This is a genomic window from Pseudomonas sp. LS.1a, from assembly GCF_022533585.1.
GTDB lineage: Bacteria > Pseudomonadota > Gammaproteobacteria > Pseudomonadales > Pseudomonadaceae > Aquipseudomonas.
In genome coordinates this window covers 2,827,963-2,843,317 of record NZ_CP092827.1, presented here as the reverse complement: position 1 = coordinate 2,843,317, position 15,355 = coordinate 2,827,963, and the positions used below count along the sequence as shown (strand labels likewise).

At 62.0% G+C, this 15,355-nt stretch carries 11 protein-coding genes and 1 pseudogene; 7 read left to right on the top strand and 5 right to left on the bottom strand.

The features are described 5' to 3' along the window. The first annotated feature begins 5 nt into the window (after nt 1–5). Nucleotides 6–1,838 (top strand): hypothetical protein, encoded by a 1,833-nt coding sequence (locus MKK04_RS13165; RefSeq protein WP_241106768.1) that lies wholly within the window; start codon nt 6–8, stop codon nt 1,836–1,838. Nucleotides 1,839–2,075: 237 nt separating this feature from the next. On the opposite strand, the gene MKK04_RS13160 is transcribed toward MKK04_RS13165, so the two are convergent. Continuing rightward, on the bottom strand, nt 2,076–2,555 hold the full coding sequence (locus tag MKK04_RS13160) for an Lrp/AsnC family transcriptional regulator (protein ID WP_207832066.1): 480 nt from the start codon (nt 2,553–2,555) through the stop codon (nt 2,076–2,078). Between the two features lie 159 nt (nt 2,556–2,714). Between MKK04_RS13160 and MKK04_RS13155 the strand changes: the two genes are divergently transcribed. From MKK04_RS13155 to MKK04_RS13145, 3 genes are all read left to right on the top strand, one after another. Further along, the gene (locus MKK04_RS13155) at nt 2,715–4,541 is read left to right on the top strand and encodes a tyrosinase family protein (RefSeq protein WP_241106767.1); all 1,827 of its coding nucleotides are present in this window, start codon (nt 2,715–2,717) and stop codon (nt 4,539–4,541) included. Continuing rightward, nucleotides 4,538–6,274: a hypothetical protein gene (locus MKK04_RS13150; RefSeq protein ID WP_207832073.1), complete on the top strand. Its 1,737-nt coding sequence runs from the start codon at nt 4,538–4,540 to the stop codon at nt 6,272–6,274. The genes MKK04_RS13155 and MKK04_RS13150 overlap by 4 nt, the downstream gene beginning before the upstream one ends. 70 nt (nt 6,275–6,344) lie before the next feature. Next, on the top strand, nt 6,345–7,949 hold the full coding sequence (locus MKK04_RS13145; protein ID WP_241106766.1) for a hypothetical protein: 1,605 nt from the start codon (nt 6,345–6,347) through the stop codon (nt 7,947–7,949). 49 nt (nt 7,950–7,998) lie between these two features. Here the strand turns inward: MKK04_RS13145 and MKK04_RS13140 are convergent, their stop codons facing one another. Continuing rightward, the gene (locus MKK04_RS13140; protein ID WP_241106765.1) at nt 7,999–8,952 is read right to left on the bottom strand and encodes a GlxA family transcriptional regulator; all 954 of its coding nucleotides are present in this window, start codon (nt 8,950–8,952) and stop codon (nt 7,999–8,001) included. A gap of 108 nt (nt 8,953–9,060) precedes the next feature. On the opposite strand from MKK04_RS13140, the gene MKK04_RS13135 reads away from it, so the two are divergent. Continuing rightward, a complete protein-coding gene (locus MKK04_RS13135) occupies nt 9,061–9,858 on the top strand; it encodes an SDR family NAD(P)-dependent oxidoreductase (RefSeq protein WP_207832079.1) in 798 nt (265 codons plus the stop codon). 232 nt (nt 9,859–10,090) lie between these two features. Here the strand turns inward: MKK04_RS13135 and MKK04_RS13130 are convergent, their stop codons facing one another. Beyond that, nucleotides 10,091–10,387, bottom strand: coding sequence for a DUF6555 family protein (locus MKK04_RS13130; protein WP_112251630.1), 297 nt, complete (start codon nt 10,385–10,387; stop codon nt 10,091–10,093). 206 nt (nt 10,388–10,593) lie between these two features. Between MKK04_RS13130 and MKK04_RS13125 the strand changes: the two are divergent. Further along, nucleotides 10,594–10,683: pseudogene (locus MKK04_RS13125) on the top strand (protease); the annotation flags it as partial. Nucleotides 10,684–10,729: 46 nt separating this feature from the next. Here MKK04_RS13125 and MKK04_RS13120 read toward each other — a convergent pair. Beyond that, a complete protein-coding gene (locus MKK04_RS13120) occupies nt 10,730–13,798 on the bottom strand; it encodes an aminotransferase class III-fold pyridoxal phosphate-dependent enzyme (RefSeq protein WP_207832083.1) in 3,069 nt (1,022 codons plus the stop codon). 143 nt (nt 13,799–13,941) lie between these two features. On the opposite strand from MKK04_RS13120, the gene MKK04_RS13115 reads away from it, so the two are divergent. After that, the gene (locus tag MKK04_RS13115; protein ID WP_207832085.1) at nt 13,942–14,382 is read left to right on the top strand and encodes an Lrp/AsnC family transcriptional regulator; all 441 of its coding nucleotides are present in this window, start codon (nt 13,942–13,944) and stop codon (nt 14,380–14,382) included. Nucleotides 14,383–14,421: 39 nt separating this feature from the next. Here the strand turns inward: MKK04_RS13115 and MKK04_RS13110 are convergent, their stop codons facing one another. Continuing rightward, complete coding sequence (locus MKK04_RS13110) at nt 14,422–15,312, bottom strand: LysR family transcriptional regulator (protein ID WP_207832087.1); 891 nt, start codon at nt 15,310–15,312, stop codon at nt 14,422–14,424. Nucleotides 15,313–15,355 lie beyond the last annotated feature (43 nt).

Sequence of the window (15,355 nt, the reverse complement as noted above, 5' to 3'; positions counted from 1 at the left end):
CCCGGATGAGTGCCATCGAGTACAGCATCGCCAACAAGGACGGCAAGCCCGTGGCTTACCTGAACCAGGCGCAGACCCTGACTTTGACCCTGACCAACGCTAGCGGCGCCGACCTGGAGCTGGTCGGCAGCCCACCGGTGCTGGAGACCGAGGCTGACAGCAACACCAGCCTGCTGTACCTGTTCCTCGGCAGCCTGGTCAGCGACCCGGCCACGGTGCAGATCAGTTGCCCAGGCTGGACCCCGCAGTTCCAGAACACCCCGCAGGGGCCGGTGTGGTGCCTGGCCCAGGCAGAGAACAGTACCTTCAAGGACAAGGCGAAACTGACCGTGACCCTGGACGGGGTCAACATCAACGGCCAGCCCGGCCCGCGCCAGGTGACCGTCGATTGCTGGTTCGGCGACGGCGACTCGGTGCAATTGCCGGTGATGGCGCAGAACGATCCGGGCAAGCTGCTGCCGCTGAACCTGGTTTTCGCCCTGAATGGCGGCAACGTCATCTACATCACCGAGAAGGCCGATTCGCCAATGACCTGCTCGCTGGTGTTCCGCCTGAGCAACCCGTCGCCGGACACGCCCATCGTGCCGGAGGACGTGCCCTGGGGCCCCCAGGCGCCGAGCTTCACCCTGTCCTTCGTCTATGCCGACAAAGGCGACGGTTTCGGCGCCCTCACCTCGGCGGAGCGGGCCGCCAGCTTCACCCGCCAGACCGTGCAGGACTACGGCAACCGCTGGTCCATCGCGCCCAGTACCCAGGGCTCACCGAGCTGGACCCTGACCCCGGACCAGCTGACCAACAAGCAGATCCTCGGCACCGGCGAGCAGGCCAGCTTCGAATTCATGCTGGGCAACATCGTCACCCAGCTCAAGGCCGGCACCACCCTGGCCTACCTGCAATGGAGCAACATTCCCGGCTACCAGGACGGCTACCAGACCGTGGCGCTGGTCAAGCAGGCGCCGACCCCGGGCATCCTGCGCTTCATGACCCTCAACGCTAGCGTGATCAGGCAGGGCACGCCGGTGCAGCTGAACTGGCAAACCTTCGCCCTGTCCAAGCGCACCATCAGCTGGAGCCAGGACAACACGCCCTACCAGGTCGTGGTGCCGGCCAACGCCAGCGCCTGGGAGCCGGACCCGCAGCCGGACGACACCGTGACTTACACCCTCGACGGCTACGACTTCAACGGCAACAAGGTGCCCAATGCCCAGCAGACTGTCAGCGTCATCGCCAATGCACCGGTGATCAATAGCTTCTCGGTGAGCCCGCGGGTTGCTGCATTCGAAGGCGCCAACCCCAACGTACAGGTCACCGGCAAATGGCAGGCGAGCAACGTCAAGACCCAGCAGCTCAATGGCACGCCGGGCCAGTCGCCACAGACCATCGGTTTGAACAGTGCGGGCGACGTGATATTGCTGATCACCGGGTTCCAGGACCAGATGACCTCGCAGTCACAGACCGTGTACAGCACTCCCGGGTACATACAGACCTTCGTCTCCACCAGCCAGGTCAGTGGCGGCACGAACGGGCCGCTGATCAGGAACGTGCTCGCGTTCGACCGTGGAGCCTCCACCGGCACCTGGACCCTGATCCGCAGCGACGACCTGGCGACCCTGACCCTGGCCAGGCAGGGCTTCACCTGGAGCACCAGCGAGCTGAACATCAAACTGGTCTTCAACGACGGTAGCAGCACCGCTACCCTGAGCTGTGCCTTCGGCAACCTGACCCTGACCGCGCGCAGTGGCAGCGCTGACGCCAATGGCCTGCAGCCACTGGCGATGCTGGTGCAGAACGCCGCAGGGCAGAATGTACCGGTGTTCAGTGCGGTGACGACGAAGTGATCTGCCACCATGGTCGACCAACTCGGTCAATACGCTAGTGGGCATCCAACAAGTAGATAACCCACCAAGGCAAAGGGCATCATCGATGCGGCCGAGCTGGAACCTGCAATGCAGCCGCACCACGATAGGGTACGGCGGCACCTCAGGGCTCTGGGTGCGGCGTCCAGCACCATTGGGCAAGCTGGTTCCGGCCTGCGCGGGTGCTTGGGGTACCATGCACCGCACTGGCTTCCTTGGTCAGGCATCGACAGCCCGGTGCAGCCCCCCTTCCAGCGGCAACTCATAGGACTTCTTAACCGTACGCACCACCAGTGTGGAAGAGTACGTGCGAATCGGAATATCCCGGTAGGTGTCGAGAAACCGGTAGATATAGTCGGTGTACTCGGTGGCATCGCGAAACTTGGCAACCATCACGAAATCGAACTCGCCCGTCATCAGGTAGCAGTCCTGAATCTCCGGGTGGCTGGCCAGGATGTGCTGCATCTTGCGGTCGATGTCGTTGCTGTCGCGGTCCAGCTTGACCAGGAAGAAGGCGGTCACCTGAATGCCCAGCTTGCGCTCGTCCAGTATCGCGACCTTGGCCTTGATGATACCTGCGCTCTCCAGGCGCCTGATGCGCCGGTAGCAACTGGTGGAAGACAGCCCGACGCTGTCGCTCAGCAACTCCAGATTCTGGCTGCAATCCTTTTGCAGCTTTCCCAGAATTTTCAGATCCATGGCGTCTGTCATTTTTCACGTGTCTTCCTTGAAAAACTGCAATGAATCCGCCGCAAGGACGGGCCAATTTGCACGATTCCCTGCGTGCCATCCCTTTACCATCAACTGAGCTTAGCAGCCCGGCCAGATATGGCCTGCGGGGCGCATGAGAGGGACCTTATGATCATCGCGAAACCGACATGGACCGCGGACATCCACGGCCTTTTTACCGCGCCTTACTGGATTCCCGCCGCGCAGCGTGCGGCCGTGGCGGCCTCCTGGACCGGGTGCATGAACGCCTATTTCGTCTACCTGGACGACCCCGACTCGGTCAAAGCCTGGTCAGAAACCATCTACCAGCACCTGGCCTCGCGCAACATGCCGCTGACCCTCGACCAGCAGCAGTTCTGGCCGATCGACGCGCTGGAAACATTCAGGTTGTGGGTCAACCAGGGCTGGCGCCTGGACGCCAGCTCTCCCTTCGATCTGGCCGAACGCATTCCGCCACCGGACCTGCCACAACCGGTCAAGCGGGTGAGAAAGGACATCCGTGCCCTCAGCCTTGAGGAGCTGAACCTGTACCGCGCCCGCCTGGACGACGTGATGCAGGTGGGCGACCCCGACAGCGGTTCACCCTGGCAACGTTACGCCTATATCCACACCAACTGGTGCCTGCATTATCAGGAGGCGTTTGCCCTGTGGCACCGGGCATACCTGTTGTACCTGGAACAACTGATCGACTGTGCCATCCCCTACTGGGACTGGATGGCCGAAGATGCCAGTGTCGACGGCAGCCCGCAGGCCGGCCTGCCCCAGGCGTTCCTCGATGAAACCTATGTGCACCCGCACACTGGCGAAACCCGGCCCAATCCCCTGCGCTACGCGGCCGCCAAGGATGGTTGTTCCAAAGTGTGCGCCGGCGGCGCGGTCAACGGGGTGGACTGCCGCTATGTACAGCGCGACCGGTTGTTCTACACCCATGGTGACGACTCGCGCTCGGAGCGCACCCGCTTGTACGGCATGAGCCGGATTTTCCAGCAACAGGTGGTGGATGCCCTGAAGTTCACCACCTTCAGCCAACCACAGGGTGTGCCCGGTTACCCGTGGGCCAACATTCCGGTGTTCGACCCACCTCAGCAAGACAGCCTGTACCCCAATCGTGCGCTTAACTTCGACGGACTGTACGAGCAACCTCACGACAACTATCACGGCTGGATCGGTGGCGACATGGCCGACAACGCCTACACCGCCTTCGACCCGGTCTTCTGCTCCTATCACGCCAACATCGACCGCATGCTCGAGGTCTGGATCAGGGCCAACCCCGGGGCGCAATTCACCACACAGTGCTTGCTCCAGCCCTTCTCCGGCCGCGACGCCGCGCAGGTCACCTTCACCAGCGCCGACGCCTGGCGCTACACCACCCTCGGCGACATGGCCCAGGACAGCCGGCACATCGGCTACGACTATGGTGCGCCGGTGGCCCCACAATTTGGCGCGCCCAAGGCGGCTACCAACCGTTGCTGCAAGCACAGCGCAATGGCCGCCAGCGCCGCGGAAAATGCCGCAGGGCCCGGGCCGTGGGTGGTGTTCGATCACGTACGTTGCACCCACGACACCTATCTGATCGACGTCTTTCTCGACCAGCCCGACGCCACCGCACAGCACGTCAGCGCCGACAACCCGCATTACGTGGGGCGCTTCAGCCGTATCGGCATGGGGCTGGTGGACGACAAGGGCCGATGCATCACCCATGGCGTGTCGCGCGCACTGAATGCAGCCCGCAACGCTGCTGCGTTGGGCCTTGGCCGCGGCGATGCGGTGCAGTTGTCGCTGGTGGTGACCCACCTCGACAGTGGCCGCGTGCTGACGCCTGACGAATACACGACCCTGCCCGGTTTCATCGCCCAACTGGTGTGGGACGACCCGCGCCAGACCCTCGCCGGCCCGCCCCCGGTCGCCGGCTGCTGCTCTGCTTCCACCTCACGCACACCAGGAGAACCGACATGAGCACGCCCTTCAAGCAGTTCACCTCTCCCGCCGGACAAGCCCCCAAGGACTACAACAAGCTGGGCCTGGAAGACCAGTTGCCGCAGTTTGAAACCGACTGGAACAACAACCTCACCGGCTGGACCCAATCGTCCATCATCGGCAACCCTTGGTCGGGCCTGAACGACGCTCCCCGCTCGGGCTACTACAACCCGCTCGTAGAGGGCTTCGGCGACGTGACCCCGCCCGCGATCACCTGGGCGCCCTTCCCCAACCGCCTGTGGACGTTCTTCTACAACAACGGTGCGGCGGTCATTCCCCAGTTGGGCGGCAAGGCCATGACCCTGGACCAGGTGATGGAATTGGCCGACCACGGCCAGATCACCCTCGACAACACCCTCTACACGCTTTACGACCCGAACAAAAAGGGCACTGTGCTGCAACTGCCGGTCAAGCGCTGCCCCAGCATCGCCTGGAATGGCACGTACAAGGATTTCACGCCTTCCGGCCCACGGGGCTGGCTCGACGAGTACTGCGAGTGGTCGATCGTGCGCGATGCCAACGGCAACATGCGCAAGATCACCTTCACCTGTGAAAACCCCGCGTACTTCCTGGCCATGTGGCGCATCGACCCGAACGCGGTCCTGGGCCTGTACCGCGAATACATCGACCCGAGCGTGCAGCTCGAAGACCTGTACCTGCGCTATGCCGAAGACTGCCCGACCGGCAAGGCTGGCGATCCGGTCATGGACCCCACCACCGGCAAGCCGGCCTATGACACCGTCAACAAATGGAACGCCGGAACCGCCTGTGTACCCGGCCAGTACGGCGGAGCGATGCACCTGACCTCCGGCCCCAATACCCTCAGTGCCGAGGTGTACCTGGCCGCCGCCGCCACCATCCTGCGCCCGGTGAGCAGCAGCCAGAATGCCCAGTCGCTGATCTGCTGCGCGCAGTACGGGCAGAACTATCGCAACTCCGACCCGCACATCGGCTTCATGGCCAATACCACGGCGGTCAACAACCGACTGTCGCTGACCAACCCCATTGGCCTGTACTTGCAACAACCCACCGACTTCAGCGCCTGGAAGGGCCCGCAAGGCCAGGACGTGAGCCAGTACTGGCGCATCACCCGCGGTACGGCCAAGTCGGCCGCCAACGGCTCCGACCAGATCCTGCAGGCGGTGTTCGAGGTGCCGGAAAGCGCCGGCTTCTCGATCAATGACATCACCATCAACAACCAGAAGGTCAACTATGTGTGGGTCATCGCCCAACAACTGTTGGTGGGCCTGAGCGTCACCGTCAAACCGCTCAGCGTCACACCTCAATCCTTCCCATGCGTGCAGGACCGGGTGGCCGGCCTGCAACCCTGGCCGGTGCAACTGCTGCCGCTGGACCTGTTCTACGGGAACTCCCCCACCGACCTGCCCGCCTGGCTTGCACCGGGCAGCAGCAATCAGTTCGTGCTGGTGGTGCAAGGCGCCGACAAGACCACCACGGCGCAGAATGCCAGGGTGCAATTCTCCAACCCCGGGGTTACCGCGCAGGTCACCCAGTACCTGCCCGACGCGTCGGCCATTCCCGGCCAGACCAACGCCGGCGGCACACAGGCCTACATCCTGACCATCACGGTCAGCCCCACCGCAGCCCCCGGCCTGGTGACGGTGCGTGCGCTCAATCCGGATGAAGACGTGAACGTGAGCGCGGCAGACCACCCTTGGGAATCCGGCCTGGCGCTGGTGCCTGGCGCCTGAACCACGCCAGTCTCGCCTCTCTACCGCCGCACCTTCGGGTGCGGCTTCACAGCTTGCAAGGAGCGCAATGATGTCCAGGTCACGCTTGAGTCTTCTGTCGCTGCTGTGCGGCATTTTACTGTGCCTGTCGACCCCGCAACCCGCCACGGCAGCCACGCTGTCGGATGCCGACGCCTGTGTGCAGCAGCAGTTGGTGTTCAACCCGGCCAGCGGGGGATTCCTGCCGGTCAACAACTTCAATGCCACCAGCCAGGCGTTCATGAACTGCTTTGGCTGGCAGCTGTTCATTGCCTTGAACTGGCCGGTGAACCCCGGCTGGCCGGCCACCGCCAGCCTGGCGGGCGAACCCGACATGAACAGCACGCTGGCGCAGTTCGGTGTCCCCTCCGCACCGGGCCAACCCATGAGCGTGGCCCCGGTATGGGCCAGCTACAAGGACGCCAATGACATCTTCCTGCCCGGCGCGCCCACGCCCACTGGCTGGGGCGTACAAACCCTGGTGCCGTCCGGTTGCAGCACTCAGGGTAGCCTCAAGTCACTCAAGGTAGGCGCACGCAAGTTCATGAACGCCACCTCCGAAGGCGCGATCAATGCCTTGCACCGATTCCACCTGTCTACCGGAACACTCGCGTCCATTCCCGACCCAGTCATGGAAGCGTCCGGCGGCTGGTTGACGGACCAGTCTGGCAACCTGGTGTTTTTTGAGCGCAAGGTAGGCAAGGCCGAGTTCGACTACATCGTCGACAAGGGGCTCTACGACGCCGCCAACCAGTTGAAGGTGGCGCAAAACCAGGACGGCAAGACACCGGAGGGGCTGTCGCTGCCAATCGGCGAACCGATGCGCTCGCTGCCTCCGTCCCCTGTCCCGCAGGAGCAGCTGGGCGCGATCGAGCTCAAGGCCGCCTGGCGGGTGCTGACCGGCAAACCCGAACTGTTCGGGCGCTACCTGACCACCGTCGCCTGGCTCAAACGCCCCGATACCCTGAACTGCACCCAGGAAGTGGTGGGGCTGGTGGGCCTGCATATCATCAACAAGACCCAGGCTTCGCCCAACTTCATCTGGACCACTTTCGAGCAGGTCGACAACGTGCCCGAACCGGCCCAGGCCCCGCCGCAACAAACCCCACCGAACGGTTTTGCCTTCAACAACCCTGACTGTGGCAGTGGCCCCGAGTGCACACCGAACCAAGCCCGTATCCAGTGCAAGCAACACCATCCCGATAAGCAATGCACCGATCTCTTCCCACGCGACCAGCCGGTACAGACCACCCGCGAACACCCCATACCCAGCGACCTGCAGGCCCTCAACAGCGCGGTGCAAGCCAACTTCGCGCAGCACAGCCAAGGCCAGTCGGTGTTCCAGTACTACAAGCTGATCAACGTACTCTGGACCCTCGCCCCCAATCCGCCCAGCCCGGAACCGGGCGCCAACGCGCAAGTGCCGCTGTCGTACGGGCCATTCATCAGCCAGGGCAACGTGCCGGTGGCCAACACCACCATGGAGACTTACGTACAGGGTGATGACTGCAACCAGTGCCATCAGTACGCGACGATTGCCGGCAGCCCTTCGTTGGCCTCGGACTTCTCTTTCCTGTTCAACAGTGCCGGTTCTGCCAGCACCAAAAGCCTGATCAAAAGCGTCAAAGCCTTCGAAACCCTCAAGGACCGCCCCTGAACCGCAAAAGGGGCGATCACCGATCGCCCCGAACAGGGCCTTGTCAGCCCTATCCGGCCGATACCACCCGCCGGGCATCTCTTCGTACGGCTTGAGGCGGGACACCAAAGCCACGAATGAACACCTCACGCATATGCCGGCGGTCCCTGAAGCCGGTTTCCTTCGCTACCACATCCAGGCTGTGACGGCTCTGCTCGATCATCAAACGGGCAGCCTCAAGACGCAGGCTCTCCACAGCCTTGGCGGGCGACTGACCTGTCTCGGCAGTGAATACACGGGTAAATTGCCGGGGGCTCAGATGCACGGACTCTGCGAGCTCCTCGACACTCAATGGGCGATTCAAATGCTTGCGGGCGTAATCCAAGGCGTTCTGAATCCGATCAGACTTCGGCGCAAGCGTCAGCAGCTCGGAATGCTGCGATTGCCCACCGGAGCGGCGCTGATGCATCACCAGCTTTCGTGCCACTGACCTGGCCAACTCGGTTCCCAGATCTTTCTCCACCATACCCAGCGCCATGTCCAGGGCGGCGGTCATTCCGGCGGACGTCCAGATCTGGCCATCCACAATGAAGATTCGGTCTTCTTCCACCTCAATCTTCGGGTGCAGTTCACGCAGCTTTTTCGCATAAGCCCAGTGTGTCGTGGCCCGCCGGTTATCCAGCACGCCGGCCTGGGCCAGCACGAAACAGCCGGTACACAGGCCTGCGATGCGGCGGGCGCCGTCGACAAAGCCTCGAACGCTGGCCAGCACTTCATCGCCTGGCGGAGTCAGCGGGGTCAGAGTACCCGTGATCATCCAGGTATCCGCCAAACCAGGCGCCCCCAACGGCAGCGTGTCCATGTACATGCCCAGGGAAGAACGCACCGTGCCGCCCCCGACGGAAAAATTCTGGATCCTGTAAACCGTTTCGCCCGCGGCAATGTTCGCGAACTCGAACACAGCCTGCGTTGCCAGCGACATGATCTGGAAACCTTCGGTTATGAGATAGCCGACCCGGTGCATGGTTGCAGCTCCATGATTCGATGTCCTGAAAACGTACCATATGTGTCGTTTAAGACAAGTAAGAACCTCTGCATCATGGGCTCCACATCCACACAACGGAGCATGATCATGAAGCAGCAATTCAAAGGCACTGCACTCATTACTGGCGCCTCCACCGGCATCGGTTCGATCTACGCAGAACGGTTGGCACGCCGGGGTTACGACCTGGTGCTGGTCGCCCGCAACCGGGAGCGCCTCAACACCCTGGCCAGCCGGCTGACTACCGAAACCCGGCAGAACGTAGAGGTATTTCCGGCAGACCTGGCAAACACGGATGATCTGGCCAAGGTAGAGCGCAAATTGCGCGAGGACGCCAGCATCAGCCTGCTGGTGAACAACGCGGGCATAGGCACTCACACCAGCCTGCTGGAAAGTGATGTCGAGCGCATGGCTGAAATGATCACCCTCAACGTCACCGCCCTCACCCGCCTTACCTACGCGGCCATCCCAGGATTTGTCGCGCGCAAGCAAGGTGCCCTGATCAACATCTCGTCCGTTGTCAGCCTGGCGCCGGAGTTGCTCAACGGTGTGTACGGTGGCAGCAAGGCCTACGTCACTGCCTTTACCCAGTCACTGCACAAGGAACTTGCGGAAAAAGGCATCAGGATCCAGGCGGTACTGCCAGGGGCCACCGCCACCGACTTCTGGCAGATCGGCGGCTTGCCGGTCGAAAACCTGGATCCAGGCATCGTGATGTCGGCCCAGGACCTGGTGGACGGTGCCCTGCAGGACTTTGACGACGAGGTACTGATCTCCATCCCTTCGATGCATGACCTGCAGTCATTCGAGCGCTACGAGGCAAGCCGGCAAGCCCTGTTCGGCCAACTGTCCAGCAATCGGCTTGCCCCACGTTACAACGCCGATTGATCAGGATTGCTGACACCAGCACGGGTGAAGCTGTCGGCCGTTCAACCAGGGCGACAGCTACCCGATTATCAGCAACGGTGCCAGCAGCCTCAAACGCGTCCCCCCGCCCGCCCCGATTCGCGGCACGCGCTGTCTCCTGAAAGCGAGGATGATCGTGTCTCGAAACCTGAGAAGCGAACCCATGAACGAAAGCCTGCTCGAAACTGCAGACAGGCCTACTGCGCAACCGGCTTCAGGTATTGCCCGTACCGCTATTCGAGAATTTCTTTACATCAATGGGGGGAGCGACGAACTCGGGCCCTTCTCCTGACGCCCGCCAACGCACATTGTTGATGCCATAGCGCTCAGCCATCGGCCGGCTCACCTTCTTTATCTTGTGCTGGCCGAACCGCGGAATGATGCCGACCCCCGCATCGCAACTTGCCCAGTGCCATGCCTCAGCGTTGTCCATACGCTCCAGCCGGATGATGAAGGTGCGAAATTCCCCATGAAGCTCATACTCGATCACATACAACTGCTGTCCTGCCATTGGACTCTCCTTGGTCGATTCAGACTAATGGAGCGAGCCGTGCGTAAAAAGATTCATTAATTTTGACCGACTGGTCATCGTCCTTATTCATCGCCTTGTTTCCACGACCTTTCAATGCACACGCTGCTCCGGAGCCAACGCATTTACCGTCGCGGCGCGGAGGCGGTGTTGACGAATGAACAACTGGGTCGCACCGGTGCGTGACAAGCGCCCACCTCGATCTTTACGACGCCGTCGTGCTGCCTGGTGGCGTACGCCTGACACCCGGCGCGCAAAAACTGGTGAAAAGCCACAACGATGAAGAAGTGGTGATCAGTTCCAGAGTCACCCGGCCAACTATGCTCAGTCGACAGCAGAGGCCTGCTCAAGCGTTGCCGCGATAAAGCTGTCTTTCAGCACCTCCAGCAGGAAGTCCGCATTGGCCCGGCTGAAGATCATTGACGGCCGCATTTTCAACACGTTGTCATGCGGGCCTTCGGTGCCGATCAACACGCCACGCGCCCTGGCACCGTCTGCCACCCTCCTGGCCAGCGCCGTAGCCGGCGCCTTAGACTGCCGGTCAGTGACCAGCACGATGCCAAGGAACAGGCCCAGCCCGCGCACATCACCAATCACATCGAACTGCTGCTGAAGCTTGCGAAAACCGTCGAGCAGGTAGTTGCCAACGTTCAGGGCATTCTCTTTCAACTGGTCACGTTCGATTGCGTCGAGCACAGCCAGCCCCACCGCGCACGACACCGGGTTGCCGCCGAAGGTATTGAAATATTCCATGCCGTTGTTGAAGGCATCGGCAACCTCGCGCGTGGTCACTACCGCCGACATCGGGTGGCCATTGCCAATCGGCTTGCCCATGGACACGGCATCCGGCACCACGCCCTGGGTCTCGAACGCCCACCAATGGCTACCCACGCGGCCAAACCCGACCTGAACCTCATCGGCCAGGCACAACCCACCTTCGGCGCGCACCATGGCGTATACCTGCTTGAGGTAGTGCTCGGGAAGGAACACCTGCCCCGCCACGCTCGGGATGGACTCCGCCAGGAAGAACCCAGGCGCCTTGCCGGCTTTGCGCATGGCCTGCAGTTGCTCGGCCACGGACTCGGCAAAGCGCTTGCCATGCTCTGCCGCTGGCCAGTCTTCAGGGGCGTAGTAGCTGTCCGGGACCATTGCCTCATAAACATGCGCCGCCCTGCCCTTGCCTGCCTTGCGCTTGTACTTGTACGGGCTCAGGTCGATCAGCTCCTGGGTGGTGCCGTGGTAAGCCCAGTCCAGTACGATCGCCTCGTCACGGCCTGTGTAGTTACGTGCCATGCGCAGCATCAGGCTGTTGGCTTCACTGCCCGAACAGGCAAAGGACGCAACGCACAGGCCCTCAGGGAGGGTTCCCGTCAGGCGCTCGGCGTACTCGACGATGTTGTCGTGCAGGTAACGGGTGTTGGTGTTGAGCCGCGCAGCCTGGCGCGCCAGGGCTTCTACCACGTCGGGATGGCTATGGCCCAGGTGGCAGACGTTGTTGAAGCAGTCCAGGTAGGCCCGGCCGAAGTTGTCGATCAGCCACACGCCATCGCCACGCACGAACTTGATCGGGTCGGTGTACGAAATCGACAGGTTAGGCAGCAGCAGCTCTTTACGCCTGGAGATGAGCTGTGCCTTCGTCATTCCTTCCTGGTGGTAGGTTTCGGGCGGGATACCGGCCAGCATCGATGCGTCAGGGAACAAATCGGCCCAGACTTCGCGGTATTCTGGCTCACCCACCCCGATGACTTCGCCCGCCGTCAGCTGAGTGTCGGTCACTATTTGCAGATGCAGGTGCGGAATCCATCCGCCGTTTTCATGATCCGTGCCCATGTAGCCAACCAGCTCGCCGGCTTCGATCCTGTCGCCGACGCTCAAGCGCTTGAGCACCTCATGGGCCATGTGCCCCCATAGAGTCACGAATGCCGGGCAACCCGGTGGCGCGTGCTCGATCATCACCAACCCGCCATAGCCCAGCGGGTCGCGCTCGACTTCAACGCTTTTGACGGTGCCGGCGACGGGGGCGTACAACGGCGTACCTGCGGCCATCACCAGGTCGACACCGACATGCAGTGTACGGCGCTGGCCCTTGATGAAGCGTGACTCGAAGGCGCTACCGGTATAAATGCTACGCAGCTCGCCCCACGGCCCGATCGCCAGCGGCACCTGGTGCGCGGCGGAGAACTCATCCCACCAGCAGGCCGCATCTGCAGGGCGTTGTTCGGCTGAAGCAAGGGTCATTTCATGGTTAGCGTCGCCAAATGGGGCAATCACCTTGCCAAGGATTGCAGCTGACGGTCGCACCAGGTCGGCAAAGGACTTGTGGTTATCCGCAAGCCAGCGGCGAACAGCGCCCGCGCCCTCGACGGCATCGAAACCACAGGCCTTGCGCAGAATGCCGGTGGCCAGCCTTGGATTGATCGAATCCAGCTGTTCGAGCAGGCGCCAGGCGGGTGCCTCACTGATCGCCAGGTAGGGGTTGTCTGCTGTCTGATCATGCCGGGAAGCAGAGAACGTGACGCTGATGACCAGGCGCATGGCGATCAGGTTGAACAGCACATCGATTTCTTCTGGCTGCAGGGGGTACGTCTCATGGAAGCCGGCCACCAACGCAGCCGCAGCACCGACAGGATCGTCCATGTCCAGAATGGCGTAGGCGCTGGCAATCGCCACTTCGGCAATCAGCACGGTATGCACTGCATCGCCGAAGTCGATGAAGCCGGTCACCTGACGGTTGGTTTCGGCGTCGACCAGTATGTTCCAGTCGTTGGCGTCGTTGTGGATCACCTGGGCGCGCAGCGATGCCAGCCTGGGTTGTACGCTTTGTTCGAACCGGGTGATGAACCGTTCGACAATCGCCCGACGCTCCGCACCGGGGATGAAATGCAGGCGTGAACGGGCTCCTGCGGCATGGCGCAAATCCCAGTCCAGCTGCCGAACTGCACCCGGATGCATGAAGCCCTGCAGGGCGCGGTCGAGTTCACCCAGTGCCCGGCCAAAGTTCCTCATCAGCTCGAAGGACCGCTTGGCCTCTGCCAGTGGCGTCCCGGGTAACCAGCTGACCAGGCGCACAGCGTGCGTTTCACCAGTGGCACTGGCCACGGTTGGCAGAAAGTCGCCGGCAACACTTGCCTTCAGGTGAGGCACCCCCAGGTGAGCGCCCTGAACCGCCAGGTGGTCGAGCAGCGCGGTTTGAAACTCGCTTTCAACCCTGGGCTCGCTGGCATTGACGATCTTGAGAATCCAGCCTGCATCAACGCCGGTGCGCAGGCGGTAGTTGCAATCACGCTCCCCGTCCAGAGGTGTTGCGATGCCGGTGACGTTGAAGAGTTCCTGGGCAAGGCCCTCTGCATCGCCTGCCGAAAACCGAGGTGCCGGGTGGGATAGGTCTGTCATGTCATCACGTTCCGTGCGAGCAAATAGTTTTTTCAATAGCTTGTCACGCACGGCCGAAACGGACACCCTGCATACCGTCGTGATCGACAAGCATAATGCCGGTTCTCGCCGGCATAAAAACGGTGTGCTGATTAGGTGTTGCAATGCGCGACCTGGACGCAAAAGATCGTGAGATTCTGGAAATACTTTCAAAGGACGCTCGCATTGCCATGAAGGCCTTGGCTGGCCGGATCGGCCTTTCCAGAAGTGCCACTACCGAGCGGGTATCCAACCTGGAGCGCAATGGGATCATTCGTGGTTATCGCGCGGACATCGGCGAAATCGATGCGAACGTGATCCGCGCGATCCTGCTGGTAACGCTGCATCGCACCCCGGCCATGGGGCTGCTCGACCAGTTGGCAACCGACGCACGTGTGCGCCGCGTGTCCTCGGTGAGCGGCCAGCTCGACCTGGTGGTCGAAGTCGAGACCCGAACCATCGATGACCTCAACCAGGTACGGGACAATGTGGCACGCCACGAATCAGTGGATGACATTACCACTTCGGTCGTACTGCGCCGCGATATCGACCGCCAAGGTGCATGACGGCCTGTCGCACGCCCGGGCGACCAGCCAGACGTCCGGCTAGTGCTGCTCCCGTACGAACTCGATAAAGGCCTTCAACGCCGCGGGCACCTGGCGGCGGCTCGGGTAGTACAGATACAGCCCCGGGTAGTAGTGACACCAGTCCCCCAGCACCTGCTGCAAATGGCCACGCTCCAGGTGTTCCTTGACCATGTCTTCGAACACATAAGCCAGGCCGACCCCTTGCAAGGCAGGCGTCAGCATCAGGCTGACATCACTCAATACCAAGGGCCCCTGGACATCGACCTCCAGCTGCACGCCCCCGCGCTCGAACTCCCATCGATAAAGTGCGCCACCAGGAAAGCGGTGCCCGATACAAGGCAGTTGCTTCAAGTCTTGCGGGTGCTGTGGAACAGGATGCCGATCGAAGAACGCAGGCGCCGCTACCACGACCGAACGAAGGTTAGGGCCGATGGGTAGCGAAACCATATCCGCCTGGAGCCGCTCCCCCAGGCGCACGCCGGCATCAAAGCCGGTGCCCACCATGTCCACCAACGCATCGTCACTGACGATTTCCAGGCGTATATCCGGATACGCCGCCAGAAAACGATTGGCCAGGGGCAGCAGCGCGAGTTCCACTGCGGCGCGCCCGGCGGTAATGCGCAGGTTGCCCGACGGTTTGTCGCGGAAGTTGTTGAGGTCCTCCAGCGCGTCGGCGATGTCACGAAAGGCCGGTTGCAGCCTCTGATAAAGACGCTCCCCTGCCTCGGTAAGCGCCACACTACGCGTGGTGCGGTTGAACAGGCGAACATCCAGGCGGGTTTCCAGGGCCCGCAGCGCATGGCTCAAGGCCGAAGGCGTAAGGCCCAGCTCGACCGCCGCGCGGCTGAAATTCAGGTGGCGGGCAATGCACAGGAACAGAGACAGGTCTGCGGTGCTGGTTGGTTTCATTGCTGAAATTCACTCAAAGGACCATGTGATATTCATGGGATTA

Coding starts and splice junctions, on each gene's coding strand:
- MKK04_RS13165 (WP_241106768.1), top strand. CDS start 6: ATGAGTGCCATCGAGTACAGCATCGCCAACAAGGACGGCAAGCCCGTG.
- MKK04_RS13160 (WP_207832066.1), bottom strand. CDS start 2,555: ATGGATCTGAAAATTCTGGGAAAGCTGCAAAAGGATTGCAGCCAGAAT.
- MKK04_RS13155 (WP_241106767.1), top strand. CDS start 2,715: ATGATCATCGCGAAACCGACATGGACCGCGGACATCCACGGCCTTTTT.
- MKK04_RS13150 (WP_207832073.1), top strand. CDS start 4,538: ATGAGCACGCCCTTCAAGCAGTTCACCTCTCCCGCCGGACAAGCCCCC.
- MKK04_RS13145 (WP_241106766.1), top strand. CDS start 6,345: ATGTCCAGGTCACGCTTGAGTCTTCTGTCGCTGCTGTGCGGCATTTTA.
- MKK04_RS13140 (WP_241106765.1), bottom strand. CDS start 8,952: ATGCACCGGGTCGGCTATCTCATAACCGAAGGTTTCCAGATCATGTCG.
- MKK04_RS13135 (WP_207832079.1), top strand. CDS start 9,061: ATGAAGCAGCAATTCAAAGGCACTGCACTCATTACTGGCGCCTCCACC.
- MKK04_RS13130 (WP_112251630.1), bottom strand. CDS start 10,387: ATGGCAGGACAGCAGTTGTATGTGATCGAGTATGAGCTTCATGGGGAA.
- MKK04_RS13120 (WP_207832083.1), bottom strand. CDS start 13,798: ATGACAGACCTATCCCACCCGGCACCTCGGTTTTCGGCAGGCGATGCA.
- MKK04_RS13115 (WP_207832085.1), top strand. CDS start 13,942: ATGCGCGACCTGGACGCAAAAGATCGTGAGATTCTGGAAATACTTTCA.
- MKK04_RS13110 (WP_207832087.1), bottom strand. CDS start 15,312: ATGAAACCAACCAGCACCGCAGACCTGTCTCTGTTCCTGTGCATTGCC.